20 protein-coding genes and 7 pseudogenes are annotated in these 25,706 nt (G+C 67.0%); 10 read left to right on the top strand and 17 right to left on the bottom strand.

From position 1 onward, the window contains the following. Window positions 1-9 precede the first annotated feature (9 nt). From ACH4YL_RS25330 to ACH4YL_RS25320, 3 genes are all read right to left on the bottom strand, one after another. Window positions 10-390, bottom strand: a complete 381-nt coding sequence (locus ACH4YL_RS25330; protein ID WP_398509713.1) for a PPOX class F420-dependent oxidoreductase — start codon at window positions 388-390, stop codon at window positions 10-12. A 105-nt stretch (window positions 391-495) separates the two neighbouring features. Next, window positions 496-753, bottom strand: a complete 258-nt coding sequence (locus ACH4YL_RS25325) for a hypothetical protein (RefSeq protein ID WP_398509712.1) — start codon at window positions 751-753, stop codon at window positions 496-498. Then, the gene (locus tag ACH4YL_RS25320; protein WP_398509790.1) at window positions 747-983 is read right to left on the bottom strand and encodes a hypothetical protein; all 237 of its coding nucleotides are present in this window, start codon (window positions 981-983) and stop codon (window positions 747-749) included. Before ACH4YL_RS25320 ends, ACH4YL_RS25325 begins: the two co-directional genes overlap by 7 nt. 241 nt (window positions 984-1,224) lie before the next feature. Here ACH4YL_RS25320 and ACH4YL_RS25315 point away from each other — a divergent pair. From ACH4YL_RS25315 to ACH4YL_RS25300, 4 genes and pseudogenes are all read left to right on the top strand, one after another. Continuing rightward, window positions 1,225-1,931: pseudogene (locus ACH4YL_RS25315) on the top strand (flavodoxin family protein). Between the two features lie 84 nt (window positions 1,932-2,015). Further along, the gene (locus ACH4YL_RS25310; protein WP_398509711.1) at window positions 2,016-2,954 is read left to right on the top strand and encodes a hypothetical protein; all 939 of its coding nucleotides are present in this window, start codon (window positions 2,016-2,018) and stop codon (window positions 2,952-2,954) included. 110 nt (window positions 2,955-3,064) lie between these two features. Beyond that, window positions 3,065-3,568: a DM13 domain-containing protein gene (locus ACH4YL_RS25305; protein WP_398509710.1), complete on the top strand. Its 504-nt coding sequence runs from the start codon at window positions 3,065-3,067 to the stop codon at window positions 3,566-3,568. A gap of 403 nt (window positions 3,569-3,971) precedes the next feature. After that, window positions 3,972-4,361 (top strand): hypothetical protein, encoded by a 390-nt coding sequence (locus ACH4YL_RS25300; protein WP_398509709.1) that lies wholly within the window; start codon window positions 3,972-3,974, stop codon window positions 4,359-4,361. A gap of 307 nt (window positions 4,362-4,668) precedes the next feature. Here ACH4YL_RS25300 and ACH4YL_RS25295 read toward each other — a convergent pair whose 3' ends face one another. The 7 genes and pseudogenes from ACH4YL_RS25295 to ACH4YL_RS25265 form a co-directional block, all read right to left on the bottom strand. Continuing rightward, the gene (locus ACH4YL_RS25295) at window positions 4,669-4,893 is read right to left on the bottom strand and encodes a hypothetical protein (RefSeq protein ID WP_398509708.1); all 225 of its coding nucleotides are present in this window, start codon (window positions 4,891-4,893) and stop codon (window positions 4,669-4,671) included. Then, the gene (locus tag ACH4YL_RS25290) at window positions 4,869-5,432 is read right to left on the bottom strand and encodes a hypothetical protein (RefSeq protein ID WP_398509707.1); all 564 of its coding nucleotides are present in this window, start codon (window positions 5,430-5,432) and stop codon (window positions 4,869-4,871) included. Before ACH4YL_RS25290 ends, ACH4YL_RS25295 begins: the two co-directional genes overlap by 25 nt. A gap of 52 nt (window positions 5,433-5,484) precedes the next feature. After that, complete coding sequence (locus ACH4YL_RS25285) at window positions 5,485-6,009, bottom strand: hypothetical protein (RefSeq protein ID WP_398509706.1); 525 nt, start codon at window positions 6,007-6,009, stop codon at window positions 5,485-5,487. After that, window positions 5,946-7,475: an NAD(P)/FAD-dependent oxidoreductase gene (locus ACH4YL_RS25280; RefSeq protein WP_398509705.1), complete on the bottom strand. Its 1,530-nt coding sequence runs from the start codon at window positions 7,473-7,475 to the stop codon at window positions 5,946-5,948. The genes ACH4YL_RS25285 and ACH4YL_RS25280 overlap by 64 nt, the downstream gene beginning before the upstream one ends. A 422-nt stretch (window positions 7,476-7,897) precedes the next feature. Next, window positions 7,898-8,128 carry an anti-sigma factor family protein gene (locus ACH4YL_RS25275; RefSeq protein ID WP_398509704.1) on the bottom strand — a complete coding sequence of 77 codons (231 nt, stop codon included), beginning with the start codon at window positions 8,126-8,128 and terminating at the stop codon, window positions 7,898-7,900. Continuing rightward, the gene (locus ACH4YL_RS25270) at window positions 8,115-8,795 is read right to left on the bottom strand and encodes an RNA polymerase sigma factor (RefSeq protein WP_398509703.1); all 681 of its coding nucleotides are present in this window, start codon (window positions 8,793-8,795) and stop codon (window positions 8,115-8,117) included. Before ACH4YL_RS25270 ends, ACH4YL_RS25275 begins: the two co-directional genes overlap by 14 nt. A 219-nt stretch (window positions 8,796-9,014) precedes the next feature. Beyond that, window positions 9,015-12,319 (bottom strand): annotated as a pseudogene (locus ACH4YL_RS25265) (S8 family serine peptidase). A gap of 461 nt (window positions 12,320-12,780) precedes the next feature. Between ACH4YL_RS25265 and ACH4YL_RS25260 the strand changes: the two are divergent. The 4 genes and pseudogenes from ACH4YL_RS25260 to ACH4YL_RS25245 form a co-directional block, all read left to right on the top strand. Further along, window positions 12,781-13,335, top strand: coding sequence for an RICIN domain-containing protein (locus tag ACH4YL_RS25260; RefSeq protein ID WP_398509702.1), 555 nt, complete (start codon window positions 12,781-12,783; stop codon window positions 13,333-13,335). 237 nt (window positions 13,336-13,572) lie between these two features. Next, window positions 13,573-15,036 carry an amino acid permease gene (locus ACH4YL_RS25255; protein ID WP_398509701.1) on the top strand — a complete coding sequence of 488 codons (1,464 nt, stop codon included), beginning with the start codon at window positions 13,573-13,575 and terminating at the stop codon, window positions 15,034-15,036. 103 nt (window positions 15,037-15,139) lie between these two features. Continuing rightward, window positions 15,140-17,998 (top strand): AAA family ATPase, encoded by a 2,859-nt coding sequence (locus ACH4YL_RS25250; RefSeq protein WP_398509700.1) that lies wholly within the window; start codon window positions 15,140-15,142, stop codon window positions 17,996-17,998. Between the two features lie 13 nt (window positions 17,999-18,011). Then, window positions 18,012-18,227 (top strand): annotated as a pseudogene (locus tag ACH4YL_RS25245) (acyl esterase); the annotation flags it as partial. Between the two features lie 34 nt (window positions 18,228-18,261). Here ACH4YL_RS25245 and ACH4YL_RS25240 read toward each other — a convergent pair. From ACH4YL_RS25240 to ACH4YL_RS25215, 6 genes and pseudogenes are all read right to left on the bottom strand, one after another. Beyond that, window positions 18,262-18,864: pseudogene (locus ACH4YL_RS25240) on the bottom strand (amino acid ABC transporter permease); the annotation flags it as partial. After that, window positions 18,785-19,156, bottom strand: a pseudogene (locus ACH4YL_RS25235) (amino acid ABC transporter permease); the annotation flags it as partial. The pseudogenes ACH4YL_RS25240 and ACH4YL_RS25235, both read right to left, overlap by 80 nt. 10 nt (window positions 19,157-19,166) lie before the next feature. Then, on the bottom strand, window positions 19,167-20,075 hold the full coding sequence (locus ACH4YL_RS25230) for a glutamate ABC transporter substrate-binding protein (protein WP_398509699.1): 909 nt from the start codon (window positions 20,073-20,075) through the stop codon (window positions 19,167-19,169). A 20-nt stretch (window positions 20,076-20,095) separates the two neighbouring features. Then, a pseudogene (locus ACH4YL_RS25225) lies at window positions 20,096-20,840 on the bottom strand (amino acid ABC transporter ATP-binding protein). 129 nt (window positions 20,841-20,969) lie between these two features. Then, a complete protein-coding gene (locus ACH4YL_RS25220; RefSeq protein ID WP_398509698.1) occupies window positions 20,970-21,413 on the bottom strand; it encodes a DUF6278 family protein in 444 nt (147 codons plus the stop codon). 90 nt (window positions 21,414-21,503) lie between these two features. Beyond that, window positions 21,504-21,917, bottom strand: a complete 414-nt coding sequence (locus ACH4YL_RS25215) for an ATP-binding protein (RefSeq protein ID WP_398509697.1) — start codon at window positions 21,915-21,917, stop codon at window positions 21,504-21,506. A gap of 137 nt (window positions 21,918-22,054) precedes the next feature. Here ACH4YL_RS25215 and ACH4YL_RS25210 point away from each other — a divergent pair. Then, window positions 22,055-22,294: pseudogene (locus ACH4YL_RS25210) on the top strand (Scr1 family TA system antitoxin-like transcriptional regulator); the annotation flags it as partial. Further along, window positions 22,291-22,518: a DUF397 domain-containing protein gene (locus tag ACH4YL_RS25205; protein ID WP_398509696.1), complete on the top strand. Its 228-nt coding sequence runs from the start codon at window positions 22,291-22,293 to the stop codon at window positions 22,516-22,518. The pseudogene ACH4YL_RS25210 and the gene ACH4YL_RS25205, both read left to right, overlap by 4 nt. On the opposite strand, the gene ACH4YL_RS25200 is transcribed toward ACH4YL_RS25205, so the two are convergent. Further along, window positions 22,499-25,546, bottom strand: coding sequence for an amino acid adenylation domain-containing protein (locus ACH4YL_RS25200; protein WP_398509695.1), 3,048 nt, complete (start codon window positions 25,544-25,546; stop codon window positions 22,499-22,501). The genes ACH4YL_RS25205 and ACH4YL_RS25200 overlap by 20 nt on opposite strands. Window positions 25,547-25,706: the final 160 nt, after the last annotated feature.

The following is a 25,706-nucleotide window of genomic DNA, read 5'->3' as shown; positions in this document are numbered from 1 at the left end:
GCGCTGTTTTCAGATGGTTACGGCGATCCCGGTGTGCGGTCGCTTGCCGAGCCGCGCGAGGGTGGCGGGCCAGTCCACCAGCCAGAACTGCCAGGTGTACTTCCGGGAGAGAAGTTTGCGGATCGCCGCCGTACCGGCCGCGTCGAGGAGTTCTGCCGTGCCTTCGGCGGTCAGTGCGCCCTCGGCGATGCGGCCGCGTGCATCGCACACCGACACGACCACGCGCTGGTCGTTGCGCAGCCGCTTGACCTTCCACGAGTCGGTCCGGCTCCAGACGTACAGCTTTCCGCCGTCCTCCACGAACCAGACAGGAGTAGGGACACCCGTTCCGTTCTTGCGGAACGTGGTGACGCTGATGTACCGGGCGGTGGCGAAGTCCTCGGAAGTCACGGCGCGAGACTACTCCGAGCCCCTGCTCGCGACAGCCCCCGGGCTCATGACGACGGCGCCCGGCCGCGGCGGGACGCCACGGCCGGGCAGGGAGCCGGGAGAGCGTCAGGACGTGGCGGTGATCGTCGAACCGCAGTCGAAGCGGCTGGTCTTGCCGTTGACCGTGTTGCTCAGGCAGACGGTCAGCTTGACCGTGCGGCCCTCCCACAGGTCGGCGTGCGTGTAGTTCGTGCAGTTGCCGTTGCCCGGCGTGAAGTACTTCTCGAAGGTGCCGGTGTACGGCACGTCGTTCAGGCCCACGGGCCAGGTGGCAGTGCCCTTCAGCCAGACACCGAGAGCCCTGGTGTCACAGGCTGTCAACATGCCCCGGCCCCAAAGGACAGGACTTGAAGGTAGCACCCAACTGGCTGCTGGGTTGGCTCCTCCGTCCAGACACCCCTATGGGGTGGCAGGGGCGCGTGACTCACGCCCCGCAGTCCACACGTCTCGCCGCGTGCGGCAATGTTGTGGGACGCGTTGTCGTCCGCGTTCGCCAGGAACCCGCAGGCCCGGCACGCGAACGTTGCTTGATCGACGCGGTTCTTCCGGTCGATGCGGCCGCACCTGGAGCTTGCGCCGCAGGTCGAGCTGGCGCTTGCGGTGCCGATTCAGGCCGCGCCCGGCGGCACGGTAGCCGGTGGACGTGGTGGCGATGTTGACGATACCCAGGTCCACGCCGATGAACCCGTCCGGGTTCTCATTGACCGGCGGTTCGGGAATGTCGCACACGGGGCACACGTCTCAAATCCCGGGTCGTCACTTGTAACGTTCCGCGCCCTCGCCGCACTGAGGGGTATGAGCTACGACGACCTGCGTGCGCTGTTCCTCAACTGCACGCTGAAGAAGAGCCCCCAACCCAGCCATACGCAAGGCCTGATCGACGTCAGCGCGCGGATCATGGAGAAGCAGGGCGTACGGGTCGAGCACCTGCGCCCCATCGACCATGAGATCGCCACGGGCGTATGGCCGGACATGACCGAGCACGGCTGGGGCGCGACGCCTGGCCTGCGCTCTATGAGCAGGTGATGGCCGCCGACATCCTCGTGGTTGGCGGGCCGATCTGGCTGGGCGACAACAGCTCGGTCGCCAAGCTGGTCATCGAGCGGCTCTACGGATGCTCCGGCCTGCTCAACGAGGCCGGGCAGTACGCGCATTACGGACGCGTGGGCGGATGTCTGATCATCGGCAACGAGGACGGCGCCCAGCACTGCGCCATGAACGTCCTCTACAGCCTGCAGCACCTGGGCTACACGATCCCGCCGCAGGCGGACGCCGCGTGGCTGGGCGAGGCGGGCCCCGGGCCCTCGTATCTCGATCCCGGCTCCGGCTCCGGCGGTCCCGACAACGACTTCACCAACCGGAACGCCACGTTCATGACGTGGAACCCCCTACATATGGCGCGGCTGCTCAAGGACGCCGGCGGTATTCCGGCGCACGGGAACCAGCGCTCCGCGTGGGACGCAGGGTGCCGGTTCGATTTCGAGAACCCTGAGTACCTCTGAGCCGTAGTCGTGGGTGCCGCCGCCGTACTGCGGCGCAAGCACGTCGCCTGAACCCCGATTCAATTCACCTGTGAAAGGCCGATCATGACCGTCGAATCTGTGGAGACAGTCACCCCCTGCGCGTACCCCGGCTGCGACATGCCGGCTGGGCCCTCCGCGCCGGGAGCCCAGGCCGCTGCACCGAGGTACTGCGACCACCCCGAGCACAACGCCCTCGGCGCGTTCCGGAAGTTCCGCGCCAAGCGCAAGGAGCGCAAGGAGGAGAAGCGCGTGGCCTCCGAGTCCAAGAAGGCTGCCAAGGAAGCGGAGAAGGCGGCGAAGGCTGCGGCCGTCCCCGCTCAGTCGGTACCTACGGGGTTCGCGCAGGTGCCGGGCGCCGAGGCCGTGCCTTCGCAGCCGCAGCAGACTCCCGCTGTGCCGGCGTTCGAGCTGGCGATCGAGCACGTGCCGGTGGAGGACATGACCAGTGAACTGGCGCCCGCCGACGAGGCATCTCTCGTGGATGACTTGGCCGCGATGCCGACAGCCGGCGCCACCAGCGCGACCCACTCCCGCGATGACATCGTCGCGCTCATCGAGCAGCTCTCCGCCGATCTCCCGGTCTACATCGAGGAGTTGGCGATCATCACCGACTCTGCGGCCGCCGAGGCCCGGATCGAGACCGTCACCCGCGCCTCCGCGCAGCGCATCATCGCCGCCGAGGGGCGCGCTGCTCTCGCCGAGGAAGCGGCCGACATGGCCGTCGCCGGGCTCGACCTGGCTCAGGAGAAGTTCGACGCGGAGACCACCGCGATCCGCGAGGAGGCGGACCGCAAGGTGGCGGACGCCGAATTCGTACGGGCGGAGCTGGACCGCTACCGGGTGCGGGTGAGCGAGCTCGAGGTCCGCCTCGATGCCGTACGCGACGAGGCCGATGCGCTGCGCAGGGAGCGGGCCGGAGGCGTTTCCCTAGACAAGCAGCCGGCTTCCGAGGAGCAGCACGCGGACTCCGAAGAGCAGCACATGGGCTCCGAGGAGCAGTAGACCTCGACCGCACGCGAACGGCACCGCGGAACTCCCTTCCGCGGAGCCGTTTTCCTCCGACCGCCCTCCTCCTCCCCCCGAACATCTCGTATTTCAGAAACGGAACCCTCATGAGCCGAACCAAGCGCCCTGTCCTGTGGATCACCACCGCGGTGGTCGTCGTCGTGGCGGCCGTCGGGCTCTATCTCTTCCAGCCGTGGCGGCTGTTCACCACGAACACCGTGAACGAAGCAGCCCCCGTCGCCAGCGGCCAACAAGGCGCCCCCTCACAGCCGTTGGCCGTCGGCGACTTCATCTCCCATGAGCACGAGACCAGCGGGTCCGTGGAGATCCAACTCTTGGCCGACGGCACGAAGAACCTGCGTCTGACGAATCTGCGTACCTCCGACGGCCCGGCGCTGCACGTCTGGCTCAGCGACCAGCCGGTCGAACCGGACGGTGGCGGCAACTTGGACGACGGCAGCCACGTCGATCTCGGCGACCTGAAGGGCAACGAGGGCAACCAGAACTACGCGATCCCGGCGGGCACCGACCTGAACAAGTACTCCACCGTGACGATCTGGTGCGAGCGCTTCAGGGTGTCGTTCGGTGCGGCCCAGCTGCAGGACGCCTGACAAGCCCGCACGTGAAAGCAGTGGGGCCGGTGGCGGTCGCCACCGGCCCCACTGCTTTCACGCATTGGACCGTGCATCGAAGAGTAGGTCCGGCAGCTGATCGACGGCGTACCACAGGGCACACGAACCCCGAACGGGACCAATTCGCGTTCGAGGGAGGCGTTACGCCGGAATACGGGGAGCACAAGAACTCCGTGAGCAGGCAGCTCGTATAGCAGGCTGGCATGAGGGACCAGCGACCTAAGGGTGACGGACACTGCGCGTCACTGTGGTGAGGGCTGCGCTTGCCGGATGAGAGCAGCTGAACGCAAGATTCGGACAAGAGCGTTCCTGGATGCTCGCCACTGTGCGCCGGCCCGACCTGCGGCCGGTGCAGAGGCGTTGACTCCGACAGAGGGAAACTATGCAGAAGACCGCTCTCAAGACATGGTCCGCCCGTCTGGCGGCCACCACGGTGATTGCGGCGACAGCCGCGCTGATCCCTGCAGGCTCTGCCCAGGCGGGAACTCCCCATATCTTCGCGCTGTGCAACACCGGACGGAACTACGACGTGCGGGTAGACATCAGGAGCTCCAACCCCCGCGTTCAGAGCGTCACCCAAACCGGAATCAAGCCCGGCAAGTGCTGGAGCGCTCACCGGCCGTTGGGCACTTCGGACCACGTCGTGCTGACGTCGAGCAACGGATTTGGTCAGAGGCACGTGTTCGGCTGGTTCGACTACGACCCCCGCCAGGGCGTCAGCGTGCACACCAGGAATAGCAACTACCTGACTGTCGCCTTCAGCAAGTGGTGATGGAGAGCCGGGGTCGGACCACCGGGTGACACGTGCCGGAACGAACGCGAGAGGAGTCCCGCGCACATCGCGGGACTCCTCTCGCGTTCAGAAGAGGGGACGGCCGGCGCAGCGGCCTGTCCCGAGAGCCCTGCGGGCTTCTCAACTGTGGTGATCGGGGACGTGGCGGACGGAGGGGATGCAGTGTTGATCACCGCACGGTCCCGGAGCGCCCGGTGTCCAGCCCGATGTGCGGGACGCTGACCGACGCCCCGCCACGCGAGGAAGGCACCGACTTTCCCGCCAGTACAACCCCGCGCAACATCCTTTAGGCCACCAGCACGGGAACGAGCAGCGCCACGCAGATGATCAGGCTCCACAGTGCCGGCGACTCGGTCAGGGTCTGTGTGTGCCGTGCCGCCGCACGTGCCGCGCTCGCTTCGCTGCGGGTCAGGTACCAGGGGCTCACCCGCTGCTCCAGACGCTGATAGGAGAAGCCGAGGACCGCCCCGTACGCGAGATGGCCGATCAGCGAGGGGAAGGACAGCGCCAACGCGCCGGCGCTCCACTGGATCTCGGCGCCGAGCAGCAGGGGAAGCAGCGTGACGTTGCCGAGGATCCACCAGAGGAAGCCGTACGAGGCTCCCCAGCCGATACCCGAGGCCGGTCGAAGCTGCGACGGCGGAAGAACAACGCGTTGGTGATGCCGATGAGTTGGGAGATCAGCAGGTGCAGGACAACTCCTACGGCCGTCGAGTCCGAGCCGACCAGGGACGCGACGGTCGGCAGGAATCCCACGGCGACCAAGACTCCGGTGAAGATGATGCCGCCGGCCAGACCGGCGATGACGCCGTGCCAGAGCGAGATCACCCGGCCGCCGGTCAGGCGTGCCTCGCGGTTGCGCCGTACATCATCGGAGAACACCGCACGTGACAGCCCGCCCAGCCGGCAGATCAGCAGGGCCGTGCCGGCGCCGAGCAGCACATGGCCCGGAAGTTCGGCGGTGGCGGTGCGCACCGCCGTCGCCGACCACTGCAGACCGCGGCCGTCGAGCAGCGGCTCGGCCGTCACCGCCGCGAGCAGCCACCACACGAATCCGAAGGCCGCGCCGCGGATGAGGGCGGGGCCGGTGCCCTCGCGGGAGTCACCGAAGACGATTGCGTACGAGGCTCCGAGCAGGGCCCGGCCACGAGGGCCCGCCAGGAGAGGCCGAGCACGGGGGCGACGAGGATTCCGGCGATCGTGGCAAGCACAAGAAATTCAAGGCTGAACTTTCTTTTCCTGCCTGCCAGAAGAACGAGCACGGCACCGTTGCGGCTCCGTAGGCGAGGTGGCCGAGGAGGCTGGGGATCAGGGCACGGGCCGTGGCCACATCCCAGGCCACCGGGTCACCGAGCAACACCGGCAGCAGGGTCAGGGGGCCGAGGAACCACCACAGGAACCCGTACGCGAGTCCCCAGAGCAGCAGCTCCTGCTGGCGCGCCACGAGCACCCCGAAGATGGCTCCGATCACGGCCGCGATCAGCAGGTGGACTGCGAAGCCCAGAGCGGGTGAATCGGCGCGGACGAGGGCGGCGACGGTGGGCAGGAAGCCGATCTGCGCCATCACCGCGCCGAAGACCAGACCTCCGACGAGGCCGGCGAGCGCTCCGAGTGCGGCGTTACGCATGACGGTTCTCCTTCACAGGAACAGCGGTTTCCAGCCTGGTTCGAGGGCTCGGCGCCGGCCTTGGTCGACAGGGCGATGTCCCTGGGGAAGGCGAGATCGAGCGCCCAGTCGGCCATCACCCGCAGCCGCTTCTCCACACTCGGCAGCTTGCTCAGATAGACTGAGCGCCACAGCGCCCAGGCGAGGAACCCGGAGACGCGCCGGCCGAAGATCTCACCGGCCGCGGTGCGGTGCCCGAGCGAGACAAGGACCCCGAGCCCGCCGAAGCGGAACGGGGAGGGACGGCGTCCGCCGAGGACCGCGGCGATGTTCCCGGCGACCGCCTTGCCCTCGCGGAGCGCGTGCTGTGCAGTCGGCGGGTAGACGCCGCCCGTGGGGTCGGGGATCTTCACGCAGTCGCCGAGCGCCCACAGACCGTGGACTCCGGGCACCTGCATCGTCGCCTCCACGGTGAGAGGCGGCGGCATGACCTGCTGCACCAGCGGGTTGGGCCGGTTGCCCGCGGTCCAGGCCAGGGTGCGCGTGGGGATGGTCTCGCCGGAGGTCAGCGTGATGTCCTGGGCGGTGGCCGTGGCCACTCGTACGCCGAGGCGTACTTCGATGCCGCGTCCGCCGAGTTTGCGCTGTGCGTACAGACCGAGGCTCGCCGTCAGTTCCGGCAGCAGCCGCTCGCCGGGGTGCACGATCACGAAGCGGGGCTCAAGACCGTGCAGCCGCGGATAGAGGTGCAGCACGTCGTGGACGAGGTCGAAGAGTTCGGCGGCCAGCTCGGTCCCGGCGAATCCGCCGCCCGCCACGACAAAGGTGAGGAGCCGGACCTGCTCGGCCGGGTCCGGTTCGAGGTCCGCGCGCTCCAGGGCACCGAGGACGTGGTTGCGCAGGCGGGTGGCGTCCTCGATCGACTTCAGCGGGAAGGCATGCTCGCCCACGCCTGGCAGGTCGAAGTAGTACGGCACCGCTCCGACGGCAAGGACCAGCTGGTCGTACGGGACGCGCAGCATCCCCTCGCGGCCTGCGGAGACGTAGGCGTTACGGGTCTGTGGGTCGATGCGGGCCACGCGCCCGTGCAGGAAGTTGACGTGGTCGAGTCCCGCGCGTACCGGGGCGCTGACGTGTCGGGCCTCGACCGTGCTCGATGCGACGCCGACCAACAGGGGCGTGAACAGAAGGAAGTTGGAGTCGCTGATCAGCGTCACATGAGCGTCGAGCCCGCGGCCGATCCGTCGGTCCAGCTCACGCGCCGCCCCCACACCGCCGAAGCCGCCGCCGACGATCACCACATGGGGCTTGGTCCGTGCGGGCGCCGGCTTCGGTGGCCGCCACAGCGCGAGGGCGTGCAGGGTGAGCCCGGCGAGCGCGCCGGACAGGGCGGCGCCTACCAACTCTTCGAAGTGCGCGACGGCCACGGCGATGGTCCAGGACGACTTCTCGGCCTCGAGGGCGGGGGCGAGCGTGAGGGTCCACACGACCCAGTCGAGCAGACCGATAAGGAGCCCGACGGAGAACGCCGACCCGTTGCTCTGCCGATGGTCTCGAAGAGCAGGCCGAGGAAGGCCCCGAACACCACCGTGTGCACGGCCCACATCACCCACTCCGGACCGGTCACGAACGCGACGAGCGCGCCGGCGGGGAGTGCGGCGACGACGCCGTACAAGATTTTTCTGAGCACAGTCATGAGGTCTCCGGTAGCCGCATGGCCTCCACCCCGCGGGGAGTGGGGCGAAGGCCATGCGAGATCTGAGGGCTCCAGCGCCCGCTTCCGAAGAATCAGTGCGCGCAACCCTGCCGAGCGTTACAAGTCCCCTGGGAAGGAAATGGAGTCGGCTCGGTGAGAGGTCCGGAGAACTTGAGTGAGGAATATCCGGAGAAGAGGAGCAGCGAGGCGGAATTACTGTCGCTGCCAGTCCCGGAACGCGCTGAGCAGCTGCTGCCTGGCGTCCGGGGAAATGCTGTCGGGGGTCAGTTCCCCCGTGGTGGCGATGGTCTGCCGGAACTGGTCGAGATAGTGCTCGCAGCCGGAGCATTCGGCGAGGTGCTCGATGAAGCGCCGCTCGTCGTCGTCAGGCTGGGCACCATCGAGGAAGCCGGTCACCAGCTCCACGAAATCAACGCAGTCCATACCCGCCCCCTCCCGTCGCGACGTCCTGGGCACCCGACAAGTAGGCCTCCAGCTTACGACGAAGGAAGGCCCGGGCCCGATGCAGGAGTACACGTTGGTTTCCGGGCGAGATCTCAAGGAGGGAGCACACCTCCTCCGACCCGTATCCGTCGACGTCACGCAAGGTGACCACCGTCCGCAGCCGCGGCGGGAGTTCCTCCATCGCTTCAGCGATCACTCCTCGGACTTCACCGCGCAGGACGTGTTCCTCGGGGACGTGCCAGTTGCGGGGTTCCTGCCCGACGGCCCAGTGCCCGGCGTACTTCTCACCTTCCGGCCGGAACCATGTGGCGTCCGCTGTCGGCCCCTCGTCCTCCTGCTGCAGGCTGGTGAAGGGAAGGGTCTTCTTCTCTTTCACACCACGCGCCTTGGCGGTGTTGACGAGGATCCGGTACACCCACGTCTTGAAGGAGGAACGGCCTTCGAAGTCGTTGATCCCCTTGATGACCGCGAGCCAGGTGTCCTGCACCGCCTCCTCCGCGGGGGCTTTGGTCGACACGAAGGAGAGGGCGAGCCGGAGCATGCCACCCGACCAGGAGTCGAGCACCAACGCGAACGTGTCTTCGTCGCCGTCCCGCAACCGCTGGACCAGAACCTCGTCCGGCGGCAGTGGTCGCACCCCCGCCATCCGTCTCCCCCTTGCTCCACACCGATTCGAGGGCTCAGCCTAGGGCAGCCCCGGCCCGCGAAGGGACGGGCGGCCGCGACGGTAACACCTCGGTAAGACTCTGAACTCAGCGACAACAGCCGGGTTGAGGACCAAGTCCCCCGCACAAGGTCATACGAAAGGGCGGGCGCCCGAACGCGAGCACCCGCCCCTCACTCGCAACCGATCAAACGCCGCCCGCTACAGGACGACCTTCGCGATCGTCACACTGCCCGAACCGACAGCCGTGCCCTTGCCGTTCAGCACGCGCACCTCGCCGAAGAGCAGTCGTCCGGCAGGCGCGGGAACAGCGGCGACGACCTCGGCGGCAATGTCCGTGGACGCACCGTTGTCCAGGTGGAACCGCGCGGAGCTGTCGACCTTCAGCTCGCCCAGGGCCGAGGCGTAGTACACATCGAGGTAATCGAACTGTGTCCTCCCGGTAGGAACGTAGTAGCCGACGACCACGATGAAGTACTTGCCCGCACGCGGGTTGCTCAGCGAGATCTTCTCCTCGGAACTGGCGGTGAGGGCCTCGGCGAGGACCTCGCCATTGCTGTAGATCAAGGCCAGGTCGAGGTCGGCCGATCTGACCGAGGGGTTGCCGATCTTGATGTCGAGCCGTTCGGCGCCGGCCGGAACCGTGACGGTGTGGATCGACTGCCCGTTGTGAATGATGGTCGGACGCGCCTGCTTCGACGAACCCAGCGCGCCACCGACGAGCTTGCCGCCGGTGATCGGAGCAAAGTCGTTGCCGACCTTCCAGTCCACAGTGGCCGGCGTGCCGATCTTCGCCTCGGCGACGGTCTGGACCGCCGGGTCGAAGGTGACACCGAGCGCGGAGACGCCGAGCTCGTACGGGTTGTCGAGCAGCGGTGACGTACGACGGGCCTCGACCTCGATCTCCCACACACCCGGCTGCGGGTTCGTGTAGGAACGCACGTCGGAGCGGCAGGTGTTGGCCGGGTTCTCGTAGTTGGCGTAGCAGAACGGAGAGCCGGAGTCATCGACCGGGTAGCCGTAGGGGTGGATCGAGATGAAGCGGGTCTGGCTGCCCGTGTTCAGACCGCCGAGTGCGACCTCGAGGACCTTGGTCCCCTTGGGTACGGTCACGAACTGCGACTTGTGACTGTTGCGCTGCACGGAGCCGAAAGCCTTGTACGTGTACGAGGGGTTCGCCAGATCGTCCGCCGCCACGACGGTCGTCATGATCTGACGGTCGACACCTTCGGTGCGCCGATCGTCCAATTCCAGGATCGCGCTGTGTATGCCCGCAGACCTCGGCTGCGCGGAGACCTTCACCGTCCCCGGTCGAGCGGCAGCCACCCATCGTCGTCGCCGACGATACGGAACGTGCCGTCGTTGTTCTCCAGGTCCAGCTCGTGACGGACCGAGCGGCTGGAACCGGACATGCGCGTGACGGTGATGTCGTACGTCTTGGATGCGCCCGCCTTGAGGCCGCCTTCACGGTCGTACAGGCCTGTGCCGGTTCCGGGCACCTTCAAATACTGGTCGATCGCGGTGTCGACCGGCGCGGAGACCTTGTAGTCGTGGGCCGTCGCACCGTCCTCGATGGACTCCCACGCGTCCTCGATGTCGATGAGACCCGCACCTTCCTCGTGCGCCTTGACGCCGGGGATGTGGTGCGCGGTCGAGGTGAGCGCGGTGCGCAGGGTGAGCGCCGAGAGCTCGATCTTCCGCTGCTTCGCGGCCGAGAGGAGCAGCGCCGAGGCGCCCGCGGCCTGCGGGGACGCCATCGAGGTGCCTTGCAGCATCGAATAGCCGGCCGGCAGCGTGTAGCCCGCCCCGGGGACCGCGCTGCCCGGCAGCCAGGTCGGCGTGGTGTTGATCGACGCACCCGGAGCCGTCAGGGTCGGCGTGAGGCCGCCGTCCTCACGCGGACCGCGCGAGGAGAACGGCATCATGGCGTACTTCTTCTCCACGCCCGAGCCGTAGTTGGCGGCCCAGGTCTCCTTGGAGACGGTCGCGCCGATCGAGATCGCCTTGTCGGCGAGCGCGGGGTCGCCGATGGTGTTGGTGCCCGGGCCGAAGTTGCCGGCGGCGATGACGAACTGGATGCCGTACTCGTCGATGAGCCGGGTGTAGAGCACGGAAGTGGCGTCCTGGCCGTCGTTCAGCAGCTCCAGGCCGCCGATCGACATGTTCACGATGTCCACGCCTCGGTTGGTGACGAGATCGATCATGCCTTCGGTGAGCGCTACGTTCGTACAGAGGCCGCCCCATGTGCACGCTCTGGAGGAAACCAGCTTGGCGCCCGGCGCCGCACCGTTCATCCGGCCGCCGAACAGCGAGTTGGCCGCGGTGATGCCGGCGACGTGGGTGCCGTGCTCGGACTCGATGAGGCCGATGTTGACGTAGTCGGACTTGTCGCCGGCCGCGTTGTAGACGACGTCCTTGCGGATCTCCGCCACGAACGGGACGCGCTCGGTGACGTCGGTCGCCGGGTCGTCCGTGCCGAGTTAGCCGACCTGGAAGCCGTCCTTGTACGGCTTCATCGCTTCGTCGTTGGTGAAATCGGCGTCATCGTCGAGGTCGACGCGTACCGTGCCTGCGGCCGCGTCGTAGAGCACGCCCCAGCGGTCGGTGGTGTCGCCGTCGCGGTTCAGGTCGCCTTTCGCCTCGCCGTAGGTGGCCGTGGACTCCCAGAACCATTCGATCCGGTAGCTGCCCTCGGGGGCGGTCCAGGTGCGGTCGCCGAAGGTGAACGTCGGTCCGGAGACCGCGTTGTCCATCTGTCGCCAGGTGTTGTCCCCGTCGATGACCGGGTCGGTGGCGGTCACCCAATCGACGATCTTGCGCTCACCCGTGGTGGTCTTCTGCAGTGCGGGGTGGCCGAGGTCGACACCCGTGTCGAGGATGCCGATGGTCACGCCGCGGCCGTCGGCCTTCGGGTTGTCCTCGACGAATTCCACCGCGCCCGTTTCGAAGGACGGGTTGTACGGGTTCTTCGCGGGCGTCCGCTTGTCGGGCGCCGGGTACTCGCCCGGTGCCGTGTTCCCGTGGTTCCTCGCGCCCTTGGCACGGTCGCCCGCCGGCGTCGGGTCGTCCAGCTCGATCTCCCGGAGCAGGTCGACACCTTGGACCGAGCCGAGCGCGGTCACGTCATTGATGGCAGCTTCCGCGCTCGCTGTCGGGATCGTCGCGCGGACATAGCCGAGCTTGTCGTTCGTCTTGCCGACCACGGCGCCCTTGACCTCGTCGAAGGTCTTGGCCGCCTGCTCGGTCGCCCCCTCGGTGGTGGCCACCATCACGGTGACCGTCTTCTCACCCCCGACCTCGGCCTGGGCCAGCAACTTGGCATCGTCGGAGCCGAGCTTCTCGGCGGCTGCGACGCTCGGAGTGGGTTCACCGTCCGCGTAGGCATCGGCGGCGGGGGCCTGCAAGGGTCCGGCGGCGCCGAGCACCGCAACAAGCCCTGCCGACACAGCTATTCGGACCGCGCGTCTTGCACCCGGTCTTGGTGCACGCGGAGATTCGAGCGTCATGGGAATCCCTGGACATTAAGGACGAGGAGTCACGAAAGGCCGGTCATCGAATTCGAGGACCGGAGGGCCGCTCACACTGACGCAAGTGCCTGTTACTTGAGGAGAGCTTGTCCCGATACACCTATGGCGTGGCGCATTTCCGCCATACGCCATCGGTGACGGGTATGGGCAATCTCGACCAAATTACCCTCGCTCAGACCAAATTGATCAGCTGTCAGTTCACGCACATGTGCGCCCAGTGACGAATTACGGGACACGGCGCGCAGTCGCGAGGAACGAAAGCAGGGTTCCGACAAGCCCCGACAGGCGACGCACAAGAAGGCCGTGTTCGGCCGATCGCAGACAAGCGGGCAGGGGAGGCCCGTTGAACGATGACGGTTCTCTTCAAGGTCGAACTCCGGCCGCAACCGATGCGTAGTCGGCGGTGCCGATCAACCCCACGACGAGAGGATCACCCACACATGAAGCACGTCCGCCCACGGAAGTTCGGGCGTATTGCGGCAACCGCCGCCGTCGCCGCCGCGGTTGGCATTGGAATCTCGGTCACCGCCCCCGAGTCCGCCCAGGCTGCCACGGTCAGCGGCCTTATCAAGAACCACGCCACGAAGCGGTGCCTCGACTCCGATACCGCCGGCAAGGTGTACATACGCGGGTGCCAGAAGGGCAACCCACATCAGACTTGGGAAATCTCCAGCGACCCGGTCCCCTCGCACGCACGCACCGCCCCGGACGGGCGCTCGCGATTCCAGATCCGCAATCGAGCGACCCAGATGTGCCTCTACATCGCGGCATCCGGCGGCGTGAAGGGCATTCTCGGAACCTACGACTGCGCTTCGGCTCGACCCGAGACGATCTGGATCGACGGTGCCGGCACCAGCTTCAACAGCGTGCACTGGCGTGGATGGCATGGCTTTACGGGCGATCGCCCGTTCTGTGTCACCAGCTACACCCACGCGGCCACCGTCGAGCGCTGCAACTACTCGGCCGCCAAGCAGCGGTGGAGCAGGGTCGCATGACCTCAGGTTGATCCCTCACCGAGGTCCGGTGAAGGCGGTCCCGACAACGACGCGGGCGCACCAGAGCGCGCCCGCGTCGTTGTTGCGTCGTCGATCGATCGCGGCACGGGTCCGTGTCCACCGGCACGGCAATTACGGGACAACCAGTCAGAAATGGCGCAGATTCGAACTGTCATCCCTAGCCGTCCAGGCGATTGAATGCTAGGTCACAACGCCAAACTCCCTAAGGAATTGCCGATGACCTCGCAGCCACGCCTATCGAACGAAGAAGGCCACTCCCCCGTCCCAGGGGACTTCGACTCACCCCCAGGCGCCACGGCGGCTCCCGCCCCGGCCGGCGGCGGTGACGAGTTGAAGGCCGGACTCAAGAACCGCCATCTGTCGATGATCGCGATCGGCGGTGTGATCGGCGCCGGTCTCTTCGTCGGCTCCAGCTCCGGAATCGCGACCGCGGGTCCCGCCATCCTCGTCTCCTACGCGATCGTCGGCGTGATGGTCGTGCTCGTCATGCGGATGCTCGGCGAGATGGCCGCCGCGAACCCGACCTCGGGCTCCTTCTCCGAGTACGCGGACCGTGCCCTCGGCCGCTGGGCGGGCTTCTCGATCGGCTGGCTCTACTGGTTCTTCTGGGTCGTCGTCCTCGCCGTCGAAGCCACCGCCGGCGCGATCATCCTCGAAGGCTGGATACCGGCCGTCCCGCAGTGGGGCTGGGCCTTGATCGTGATGGTCGTCCTGACCGCCACGAACCTGGTGTCGGTCGCCTCCTACGGCGAGTTCGAGTTCTGGTTCGCCGGGATCAAGGTCGTCGCGATCGCCGCGTTCGTCGTGATCGGCTTCCTCGCCGTCTTCGGCATCCTGCCCGGCTCCGACAACCCCGGCGCGGGCTTCGCCCACCTCACCGACGCCGGCGGATTCCTGCCCAACGGCGCCGACGCGATCCTCACCGGCATCTTGCTGGTCGTCTTCTCCTTCATGGGCAGCGAGATCGTCACCCTTGCCGCCGGTGAATCCTCCGATCCGCAGCGCGCGGTCACCAAGGCCACCAACTCGGTGATCTGGCGTATCGCCGTCTTCTACCTCGGCTCGATCTTCGTCGTCCTCACCCTGCTGCCCTGGAACGACAAGTCGATCGTCGAGAAGGGCTCCTACGTCGCGGCCCTGGATTCCATCGGCATCCCGCACGCCGGCCAGATCATGAACGTGATCGTCCTGACGGCCGTCCTGTCCTGCCTCAACTCGGGCCTGTACACCGCCTCCCGTATGGCCTTCTCCCTCGGCAAGCGCGGCGACGCACCCAAGTCCTTCGGAAAGACGGACGCGAACGGCGTGCCCCGGGCCGCGATCCTCGCCTCCGTGGTCTTCGGATTCGTCGCCGTCTTCTTCAACTACGTGTGGCCCGAGACCGTATTCGCCTTCCTGCTGAACTCCTCAGGTGCGGTCGCCCTGTTCGTATGGCTGGTGATCTGCTGCACGCAGCTGAAGATGCGCGGCATAATCCAGCGCGAGTCACCGGAGAAGCTCGTCGTGAAGATGTGGCTCTTCCCGGTACTGACCTGGGTGACGATCGCCGCGATCTCCTTCGTGCTCGTCTACATGCTCTTCGACGATTCGGGCCGCGAGCAGGTGCTCCTCTCGTTGCTGGTAGCCGCGTTGGTCGTGGGGATCGCGGTCGTACGTGAGCGGGCCTCGGCACGACCTTGATGCGCGCCAGGCGGCAATGGGGGCCACGCTCTGTGCACGGGCGTTGTCATTTCGTTAGTCCGCTGTCTGGCTCGGCCATCGGGCTGCCCATAGGATCCGCCGTATGGACAAGAACCAGCCGCGCCCTGGCCCGATCGGTGCGATAGTCGGCCGCCCGAGCTGGGTGGGCCGGACCTGGGAACTGGGCGTGCTGGACGACATGTTGACGTCCCTCAGGGCCGGTATGGGCGGATGCGTCCTGGTCGAAGGGCCGCCCGGGATCGGCAAGACCTCGCTGGTGAGCGAGGCGGTACGGGCGGCCGATTCGGACAACGTGCTGGTGTTGCGCGGGAGCGCGGATGAATTCTGCGTCAGCCTGCCCTTTCAGTTGATCACCGAAGCGCTGCGACCGGTCCAAGGGGTGGAACCGGCGCAGGAAACCGGGTCGCTGTGGGGCGCCGGTGCGCGCGATCCCCTCGCCGCTGGCGTACAAGAGGCACTGGCACGAGTGGAGCGTGCCTGTGCCACGCAGCCGGTGGTATTGATCGTGAGTGATCTGCAGTGGGCGGACGAGGCGAGCCTGACCGTTCTTGGGTCACTGATTCGGTTGACCGCGCAGATGCCTCTGCTCCTTGCGGGAGAGCTGACGACCGGGTCGACGCGCGACGAAGTGCATCAACTCCGGCGGGCCATCACCGCCCGGGGCGCGGCGACCATCACGCTCGGGCCGTTGAGCGATGACGACACCGTCCTGCTCGCGGAGCATTTCCTGGCCGCGCCGGTTTCGGACGACGTGCGCGCACTGACGCTGGAAACGGGCGGAAATCCCTTGTTCGTACGGGAGCTGATCGCCGCCATGGTGCGCGAACGGCGCATCGGTTTGCGCGAGGGATCGGCACATCTGGTCGGCGGTGAGACCGAGGGAAGCCGGCTGCCGAGCTCGTTGGGGGCGGCGATCGCAGACAGGGTCGGATACCTGGCGAAGGACACCTTGGAGGCGCTCCGCGCAGCCAGCATGCTGGGCACCACGTTCGAAGCCGGGGAGCTCTCCACAGTGCTCGACTGGCCGGTCGAGCGGGTCATCGAAGCACTCGACGAGGCGACCGCCACGGGGGTACTGAGAGACGCCGGCATCGCGACCGAGTTCTATGCACCCCTGCTGCGGCATGCTGTGTACGCATCGATACCGCACTCGGTACGTGGCCTCCAACACCGGCATACAGCACGCAAACTCCACGAGGGCGGCTGGCCAGTGGAACGGGTCGCCGCCCACCTCGCCCTGGCCGGCGGCGTCGCCGATGAGTGGACCATCGACTGGCTGTGCGCCTGGGGAACCGCACTGCTTTACCGCGCTCCCAAGCTGGCCCGGGAGGTAATGCAGCATGCACTCGAGGCGCTCGGCTGGAACGACTCGCGGCGTGAGCCACTCGAATCGGTCCTCGCCATGGCCGCGTATCTGCGCGGCGATCCCCAGGAGAGCGAGGAACTTGCACGGCGGGTTCTGGCCCGTGCAAAGGACGTTGACCATGCGGGAGAAATGGCCTGCATCCTGGCCTACATGCTGGCGAACCAGGCCCGCACGGCTGAGGGACTCGATTTGGTGACCAGCGTCACACAACGCTGGGAACTGCCACCGGCTTGGCAGGCCCGGCTGGGCTCGTTGCACGGATTGATACTCGTGCTGTCAGGCACATGGGACGAGGCCGTCCTGAGGCGTGTGAAAGAAGCGCGGAAACTCGGCCGAGAACTGGGCGATGCCCGGGCCATCGCGTATGCATGGCATGTGCTGAGCCTGTGCTACGTGCGGCAGGACCGCTACGCGGAAAGCCGTGCCGCGATCGAGGCAGGACTGGTCGCCGCGGCCGATGATCCGCAACTCACAGACATCCGTCTCATCCTGCTGTGCAATGTGACGACGGAGTACGCCGATGCCGACGAGCTCGACCGAGCCTGGGAGAGTGCACGTACGGCCCGCAAGATCGCGATCGAGACAGGCACCACCCGACTCCATTCGGTGCTGAGCCGGACAGCGATTCTCGCGTACGACAGCGGAGCCTGGGACGAAGCACTGGCAGACCTTGAGACAGCGGGCGAAGCGACCATGGTCGAGTACCTTGCCGTGCCCCTGTACGGACTGACAGCGTTGATCAAGTTGCGTCGCGGCGAGCTGGATGCAGCACAGGTGTACCTGGACCGGATCGGCGAGCCGGGCCAATTGAAGCCCCCTGTCTCGTTCGCTGCAGAGGACATCTGGCGCGCACGGCTGATATGGGCCCACATGGTTGGGCGACAGGACGAAGTGCGATCGATCTTGCGCCGCGCGTGTGACGACGCGTTCCTGAGCGAACTGGAGGACTCCTTCAGGCTGTTGGCACCCGGAGTGCGGCTTGCTCTGTCCATGGGGAAACAGGACCTGGCAGCGGATCTGGTATCCGCGGCACACCGCAAGGCGGAGCGGGACAGCCGCCCGAGAGTGCACGCCACCGCGCTCGTGTGCCAGGGACTGTTCGACTCCGATCCCGGCCCACTGCACGAAGCGTTGGCCTACTACCGAAGCGTCGGAAGAGTCGCCAACGCGGCTGGCTGTGCCGAAGACCTGTCGGTGGTACTGGCCGGAAGCGGGGACATGGGGGGCGCGAAGGCGGCGATGCGCGAGGCGGCAGAGGGCTTCCTCGCCCTCGGAGCTGCCGGTGACCTGGACCGGGCGGATGCCCGATGGTGTGCAGTGGGCCTGCGGCGCGGCGCTCCGGGCCGCAGACAGCGGCCGACCACCGGCTGGGATTCGCTCACACCCACCGAGCAGCGCGTCGCGGAATTCGTAGCGGACGGGCTCTCCAACCCCGACATCGGCGAACGCCTCTTCTCGTCACGACGCACCATCCAGACCCATGTCACCCACATCCTCGCCAAACTGGGCCTGCGCTCACGCAACGAAGTCGCCCACGCCATCGCCGGCCGTCCGCGCCCGGCGACAGCCTCCTGACCGGCAGAAGGCCACCGTGAACAGCACGAAGCCGAGCGGCACCCTAGTCGCATCACTCCACGACGTGGGGCCGCTCGGCGTCGGCAAGCTGGTCTCCCAGGTGCCGGGCAGTTTCCACAACCAGGGACGACCGCTCTCCATCGAGCACAGCCCGACCGGCGCGCAGCTGACCTCCTCCTCTCCCGCGGCCGACCCGCCGAACGCATCGGTCCCGCTGCGCGAGAAGTGATCTCCGGCTGCTGCCGGTTGGAGCCTGCTCGTTGCTACTGCCTCCCCGGCAGCAGCGTCCCTGGTTCGGCCGGTGCGACTTCCACGGCCTCGACCTTCGGGTTGCGCTGCTGCCGTTTGGACACCCAGGTGGCGAACCAGGACAGAAGCATGCACATCCCGATGTAGATCGGCGAGATCACCATCACCACGGGGATGAACGGCAGATCGTAGTCGAGATTCGACGCGATGAGCTTGCCCGCTTGGAGGAATTCCTCGTAGGTGATCAGGTATCCGAGCGAGGTGTCCTTGAGGGCCACCACGAGTTGGCTGATGATGGCAGGCAGCATCGCCCGCACCGCCTGCGGCCCGAGCACGTAGCTCATCACCTGCGTCTTGCGCATTCCCAGTGCGTACGCGGCTTCGCGCTGGCCGCGCTCCACCGAATTGACGCCCGAGCGGAAGACTTCGGCGAGTACCGAGCCGTTGTAGAGCGTCAGTCCGGCGACAAGGGCGGGCAGCGGCTGGACCGTCAGCGCCACGAAGATGAAGAAGATCATCACCAGGACCGGCATGGCCCGGAAGAACTCCACGATCAGCGTGGAGAGCCAGCGCACCGGCCGGTGCTCCGAAAGCCGCCCGACGGCGAGCAGCGCGCCGGGAGCGCAGCGCCTCACAGATGAACGCCGAGGTGTAGCACCCGAGCGCCAGGATCGCGAACACCTTGAAGGGCAGCACGCAGCACCGCGAAGAACAGCAGCGTGAGCGGGGTGTTGCCCAGGACGGTGACCCACACGGTGCCGAAGATCCGGAAGGAGCCGACCGGCGAGACCCGGAAGGACGCCATGAGGAAGCCGAGGACGAGCGCCAGGATCGAGGCGTAAACGGTCAGTTCGACGGTCCCGAGGAAGCCCTCGCCGTAGGTGGAGAATTTTCCGTCAGTACGTTCATGCCGGCCCCCTCAGCTCGCCGGGTAGCGGTCGATGGGCGGGGGTGTGGGCGCCGGTACTCCGGACAGGCCGAGGGTCGCCTCGTACGCCTTCTTCCAGGTGCCGTCCTTCTCCAGTGTCGCGAGCGCATCGTCGATGGCGAAGCGCAGTGCGTTGTCGCTGCGCGGTACACCGATGCCGTAGGGCTCCTGAGAGAAGGGTTTGCCGACCATCTTCAGCTCGTCGGGCACCTTCGCCGCATAGCCCTGCAGAATCGCGTCGTCGGTGGTCACGGCGTCGACCTGGTAGGTGAGCAGGTTGTCGACGCAGATCGAGTAGGTGTCGTACGCGACGAGCGTGGCCTTCGGGTAGTCGGCCTGGATGCGCTGGTAAGGGGTCGAACCGGCCGCCGAGCAGACCTTCTTGCCGACCAGATCCTCCGGCCCCTTGATGTCCTCCTCGTCCTTGCGTACGAGGAGGTCCTGGCCCGCCATGTAGTACGGGCCGCCGAAGCCGACGAGCTTCTTGCGCATGTCGTTGATCGTGTAGGTGCCCACGTAGTAGTCGATCTGGCCGTTCTGCAGGGCGGTTTCGCGGTTGGCCGAGGCGATCGTGCGGAACTGGATGTCCTTCGACGCGAAGCCGAGGGATGCGCCGATCATCTTGGCGATCTCGATGTCGAAGCCCGAGTAGGTGCCGGTCGCCGGGTCCTTCTCGCCGAGATAGGGCTGGTCCTCCTTGGCGCCGACGATCAGATGCCCGCGGCGCTTGGCCTTGTTCCAGGTGCCGGAGTCGGGCAGCGAGAAGGCGCTGTCCACTTGGTACTTGGGCAGGTCCTCGGGCTTGGGGCCCTTGGTGGGCGGGCTGCCTTCCTTGCCGCACCCTGCTGTTGCAGCGAGCACGGCGAGCAGCAGCGCCGCGAGCACACGTGAGTTACGCATTCCTTGAATCCCGTCCCCCGTCAGTGCTTCAGGATCTTGGACAGGAAGTCCTTGGCACGGTCGCTCTCGGGGTTGTTGAAGAAGTCCTCCGGAGCGCGGTCCTCGACGATCTTTCCGTCGGCCACGAACACGACGCGGTTGGCGGCCGAGCGCGCGAAGCCCATCTCGTGGGTGACGACGACCATCGTCATGCCCTCACGGGCGAGCGACTGCATGACCTCGAGGACCTCGTTGATCATCTCGGGGTCGAGGGCCGAGGTGGGCTCGTCGAAGAGCATCACCTTGGGATTCCTGGCGAGTGCGCGGGCGATGGCCACGCGCTGTTGCTGACCGCCGGAGAGCTGCGCCGGGTATTTCTCGGCGTGCGCCTCGAGCCCTACCCGGTCGAGGAGTTCATGCGAGCGCTTGTCCGCCTCGTCCTTTCTTGCGGCCGCGCACCTTGACCTGGGCGAGCGAGACGTTCTGCAGCACCGTCTTGTGTGCGAAGAGGTTGAAGGACTGGAAGACCATCCCCACCTCGGCCCGCAGCTTCGCGAGGGCTTTGCCTTCTTCCGGGAGCGGCTGCCCGTCGAGGCTGATGCTGCCCGACTGGATCGTCTCCAGCCGGTTGATCGTCCGGCACAGGGTCGATTTGCCCGAGCCGGGCGGCCCGATGACCACCACCACCTCCCCGCGTCCGACGGTCAGGTCGATGTCCTGGAGGACATGAAGCTTCCCGTAGTACTTGTTGACGTCACGCAGCTCGATCAACGGATCGACGGCCATGTACGGACCTGCCCGCTTATCGCTGTTGAGTCCGCGCAAACTATTCAGCGCAATATGGGACTTAACAGTCGACACGCGCGATTCTGGCATAAACCGTATTTAGGCAAGACTGCGTTGCGGGTTCGCTACTCAGGCCTCAGAGGCCTCCGCGTACACCTGCGACAACTCCGGTGCGCCGCCCACAGCCCAGTCCAGACCTGCCTCGACGACCTGGATCTCGCGGCCGGAGCCGAGCCTGACCACGGGATGACCGCCGGGCCAGACATGCCACGTGGCGCCCGGCACCGTACGTACGACGACGGTGCCGAGGTAGAGACCGGCGTCGTTGCCGAGCCAGGGCAGCAGCTCCGGATCGTCGCGCCAGCGCGGGAGCAGCTGGTCGAGCGCCTCCGAGGAGGTGGGAGAGTCGTCGAGTTCGAGGCCGGCGCCCTCCGCCTGTGAGCGCAGCAGTGCGCATTCGGAGAGCAGCTCGGCCACGCCTTCGGGGTCTTCCTCGAAAGCGGCAGCGAGGGGTGCATCGCCGCGGTCGGCCGCGTGCTTCCTGCGCCACCTATCCACGAAAGGGATATTCATGGGCCAAGACTCGCATCCGTTGCGGCTAGGCACCACAGGGCACGCAGGCTCCGCCAAGCAAGTCAGGGGCGAGGAACTGCGCCTCACCCCTCAGATGGTGAACTCGCACCAGACGATCTTGCCGGGATCGCGCGGACTCACGCCCCACTTGTCCGCAAGCGTCGATACGAGGAGCAGGCCTCGGCCGTCTTCCACCTCACGCTCCGGCCTGAGGCACGGCGGCACGCATACGGCATCGACGCCTGGGCCGCTGTCGTGCAGCTCGATGCGCACGGCATCGGCGTGCCGGTAGAGGTGGAGCCGGAAGCCGCGGCCGGGTGGGACACCGTGCAGCAACGCGTTGGTGGCGAGTTCGCTGATGCACAGCAGGATGTCGTCGGCGCGGCCGGCCACCTGCCAGTCGGTGAGTGCTTGGCGGCCGAAGAGGCGGGCTCGGGGGATCGAGCGGCGGTCGCGGGGGTAGAACGCCTCGCGCAGGTAGGGGAGTTGAGGTTCCTGGTTCATGCGGCCACTGTCACCGTGGGTGACTATCGTGGGGCAGGGCGTCAGGTCGTACATCTTGTTTGTACGAGTTGTGTACGGGCGCGAGCGGTTGCTGTGGGGACCATACCGATGGTGTCCGTCAAAGCGGAACAAGCTCAGGACTGCAGATCATGCCCATGACTAGAGTGCCACATGCGGGACTAGCTGGCCCCATGATCCTCCTGGAGACACCCGAACACGATCACGTGGCTTACCTCGAAGTACACCGCCTTAGCTTCCCCGTGGACGATCCGGACGAGGTGAGTGTGTATCAGCTCAAATATGCGATGCTGCGTTCGCAGGCGCTTTCGACCGACCAGAGCGCGAGCCTGCTGAACGACCTCCTGGGAGAGTCATGAACTGGTTCAAGTCGAGCTACAGCAGTGACGAGGGCGGCTCCTGCATCGAAGTCGCCTACAACTGGCGCAAGTCCAGCCATAGCGGCGACGAGGGCGGCTCCTGCGTAGAGATAGCCGCCCACCCCGCCGCCATCCACATCCGCGACTCCAAGATCCCCGAGGGGCCGACCCTCACCGTCTCCCCCGCCTCCTGGACCGCTCTCGTCAGCCTTGCCGCCCGCTAGACCCCGTGGCCGGAGCAAGCCCGATGCGGGCGAGTGCGTCGACGCAGGACGACAGCAACTCCTCTGAGGCCGCCGGCTCTGGCGGGCCACCCGCAGCGGCTACCGCGTCCCACGACTTCGTACAGGACAAGACAGGCATGTTCTCCTCCAAGTAGTGCTCCAGAACCGTCAGTTGCCGCGGAGGCCACTGTTCTGTGAACAGAGGGGTGAACGGTGCGATGGGGGATTCCGGTTGGCGTGCGCAGTGATCGGCCAAACGCTCGATCCACTGCTTCAGGGGCAGCGACTGCACTTGGTAGCCGGCCGAGTTGAGGTGGTCCACCAGTCGAGGAAGCAGCGCGTAGCGCGGGTTGTTCAGGTGGAAGGCTTCGCCGATCGCCGGGCGCTGCAGGGACAGGATGACGATCGCCGAGGCCACGGTGTCCACGGGGATGAAGTCCAGGGGGAGGCCGCAGTCGGGTGCGGCGCCCACGTCCACGAAGGAACGGAACAGGCTGATGAGGAAGCTGCTCGTGTTCCAGGACCCGGTTCCGGAGTGACCGCTGATGTCATGGGGCCGGTAGATGGTCAGCGGCATTCCTCGGCTGGCCGCCTGGCGTAGCAGCTCCTCGGCGACCCATTTCGTCTCCGGGTATCCCATGTGGAGCAGTTCGGGATGGGCGGGGGTGGAGTGCTCATCCACCCGGTGTTCTCCGCGCACGCCGTGTGAGGAGAACACCGCCTGGGTCGATACGAAGTGCACGGGTGCGCTTCGAGCGGCGGCCGAGAGGCGGATGATCTCGCGGGTGCCCTCGACGTTGACACCCTTGAGCAGCTCGTAGGGGTAGAGGAAGTTCACCCATGCGCCGTTGTGGTAGATCACGTCGACGGCGTCGACCAGTTGGGCATAGCGGCCGGGGACAAGGCCGAGGCGAGCTTCGCCCAGATCGCCCGCGAGGCCGATGATGCGTGAAGCGTCGGCGTCGGACAGGGGAACCGCGTGCTGATGGGCAGCGGTCAGGATCCTGTCGTGCGCGTCGGCATCGTTCCGGGCGCGGGCCAGGCAGTAGAGGGTGGCGGACGTGCGGTCCAGGAGTTCACGGACGAGGTGTACGCCGAGGAAGCCGGTGGCACCGGTGAGGAGGATCGCCCGCGGCATGCTGCCTGTGGGGCGGGAGCCGGGGGTGAACCGCAGACCAGGGTCGAGGGCACTCTCGGCGGCAAAGTCCGGCACGGCCCGCGGGGCGAGCCGGACGCCACCTTGGGCCGACGCCTTGACCGCTGCCCGCGCCTCGGCCGCCAGTGACGACACATCCGGAGTGGCCAGCAGCGTGCGCATCAGGCGACCCACATGGCCGTTTCCGAGGCCCAGGTCTGCTGCGAGCCTTGTACACAGGCGCGCTGCCAGCATGGATGTACCGCCGGAGTCGAAGAAGTGGTCGCGGGCGCCGACACTTTCCACGTTCAAAACATCGGCCCATATGTCGGCTACACGACGTTCCATGGCATCTCGGGCAGTCACGTCTCTGCGGACCGTCTGCGCCAGTTGCCGGGCCGCAAGCGATTGCCGGTCCACCTTGCCGTTGGGCGTCCGGGGCATGGTGTCGAGTTCGACGAGGAGGGCGGGGACCATGAAACCGGGAAGTGCCTTCTCCAGTGCGCGCCGTAGCGCGAGAGGCTCCAGCTTCATCGGGGCCGTGCCCACCACATAGCCCACAAGTCGCTTGTCGACGGACTCTCCGTGGGCCACCACCACGGCCTGCTTCACGTCGGGCAAATCGGTCAACGCGGCCTCGATTTCGCCGGGTTCCACCCGGAACCCTTGCACCTGGACCTGCTCGTCAGCTCGGCCCATGAAGGCCAGCGATCCGTCAGCGTGGCGGCGCACCAGGTCGCCGGTGCGGTACATGCGCCGGCCAGGTTCTCCGAACGGGCAGGGGACGAAGCGTTCCGCGGTCAGCGTGGGCCGGTTCAAGTACCCGCGGGCGAGTCCGGTGCCGGCCACGTACAGCTCCCCCACCTCACCGTCCGGTACCGGCCTGCGGTTCTCGTCGAGCACATAGCAGTCCGTCCCTTCCACAGCGCGGCCGATCGTCGGCGGGTCAGCGGCTCGTACGGGGTCGCTGATCGTTGCGCACACGGTGGTCTCCGTGGGTCCGTACGCAATGATCATTCTGCGATTTCGCGACCACTTGGCCACCAGGCTCTGAGGGCACACCTCTCCCCCGACGGCGAGGGTACGTACGGTGGGCAGCTCGTCCTCGCGCAGCAAGGCCAGCATCGCGGGCCCGAGGAAGAGGTGCGTGACGCGCTCACGTGCGCATACCTCGGCGAGTCCCACGCCGGGCAGCGCGCGCAGCGTCGGCGCCACGACGAGCGTCGCTCCCGTCAGGAGGGCCATGCTCAGCTCCCAGAACGCCGCGTCGAACGACGGGGAGGCGAAGAGCAGAACCCTGCCGGCCGGTGAGAGGTCGAGTCGCTGCCGGCTCGTCTCTGCGAGGTTCTCGATGCCGTGATGGGTCACGACAACGCCCTTGGGTGTGCCGGTCGAACCGGACGTGTAGATCACATACGCCGGATGGTCCGGTCGCAGAGGAGCAGAGCGGTCGGCATCGCAGAGGTCCTGACCGTCCTGGCTCTCCAACCTCTCGACGGTCACACGGTCGTCCAGGACGAGTGGTCCGTCCTCCTCGCCGGCCACCGGCAGGGCGTCGCGGTATCCGCTGCTCGTGACCACCAGGACCGGACGCGCGTCGGCAAGCATGTATGCCGTCCGCTCCCGGGGGTAGTCCGGGTCGACCGGCAAGTACGCGGCGCCCGCCTTGGCCACCGCGAGCACGGCCGTCACCAGGTCGATGCCGTGCGTCAGGGCGAGGGCGACAATCCCCTCCGGGCCCGCCCCGCGCGCCACCAGCAGGCGGGCCAGCCGATTTGCCCGAGCGTTCAGCCGGCCGTACGTCAGCCTGCCTTCCGGCGAGGTCACCGCCAGGGCGCTCGGATCCCTCCGCACCTGCCGCTCGAACAGCGTCGACAGCACCGGACCCCTCACAGGGGATACCTCGCACGCATCGACAACTCGTCCCTGAATGTCCACTTGAGCCCCCAATGCTCTCGCGTGCCACATGACATATTCACGCCACGCACGCCACGGCTCGTCGACCGGATGCCTCAGTATGAGGGGCAGCGAAACGGGAGAACCCTCCTGCCGG

The sequence above is a fragment of the Streptomyces sp. NPDC020681 genome (genome assembly GCF_044334895.1).
GTDB lineage: Bacteria > Actinomycetota > Actinomycetes > Streptomycetales > Streptomycetaceae > Streptomyces.
Note: the sequence above shows the minus strand (reverse complement) of the source record. Positions and strands in the feature narration are given on the sequence as shown.